Source organism: Bradyrhizobium erythrophlei, assembly GCF_042430365.1.
Taxonomy (GTDB): Bacteria; Pseudomonadota; Alphaproteobacteria; order Rhizobiales; family Xanthobacteraceae; genus Bradyrhizobium; species Bradyrhizobium erythrophlei.
The window spans coordinates 1-828 of record NZ_JBHMET010000173.1; the positions used below are offsets into that span (position 1 = coordinate 1).

An 828-nucleotide genomic window follows, 5' to 3' on the forward strand; every position below is an offset into this window, starting at 1 on the left:
TTTCGGCCGATCCGGGCCGCTACGCTGCTTCGTCACCTTGCCCATCACAGTTCAAAGCTGTGACCGGGCAAGCCGCTATTCAAGAGACGATCTCGAGCGAAATGCCGATCGAAAGACCGAGCTCGCGGTCCGCGCGCCCCTGATTAACGGCGATTTCGGCAAGCCCGTTCGAATTCTCGTACCAGAAGACAGCCCCCGCCGGCAGATCGCTAAACGTCCTTGCGCGCGCCAACACTCGATCGGCGACCGCAAGCCTTGCGTCGGTTGGCAACATGACCGCCCGCACGCCGGTCATGGCGTTGCCGAAATGATCGACGTACACGATCTCGCAGAGGTCGTCCGGCCAATCCGGGTGGCGATTCGCGTCATCCTGGCATGGCTGGCCTGGAGGCGGCTCCCCGCGCGTCAGCATGGCTGCAACCGGTGCGAAGAGATCGCGACCGTGAAAACTGGCGGAGAGGCGCTCCGGCTTCCAGTCGATGTGCCAGCTCCGCGTCTGTCCGGCACGGCGCTGGACCAGTTCGAACAATCCGTTGCCCGGGCCGACATACCAGCGGCCGTCGGCCTCGACGATGACAGGCGGGCGTGCCCCGCCGACGCCGGGATCGACGACGCCAAGAAAAACGGTGCCCGCCGGAAACCATGCGGCATAGGCCGCCAGCAGATAGGCCGATGCCTTGGGATTTCCAACCGGCGCATCAGCAAACAGGTCAATAATGGATGTGCCCGGCACCATCTGGTCCAGCACCGCCTTCATCTGACCCGCATACGGGCCGTGCAACCCGAAGTCCGTGAACAGCACAATCAAAGTTGCCAGCTCACCTCTGT

The 828-nt window shown here is 63.4% G+C and carries 1 protein-coding gene; it reads right to left on the reverse strand.

Features of this window, described 5'->3' with window-relative positions; genetic code table 11:
• Window positions 1-79 precede the first annotated feature (79 nt).
• Window positions 80-828 (reverse strand): SAM hydrolase/SAM-dependent halogenase family protein (locus tag ACFFWD_RS25510; protein WP_376969769.1); only part of this gene is annotated, 749 nt, incomplete at its 5' end.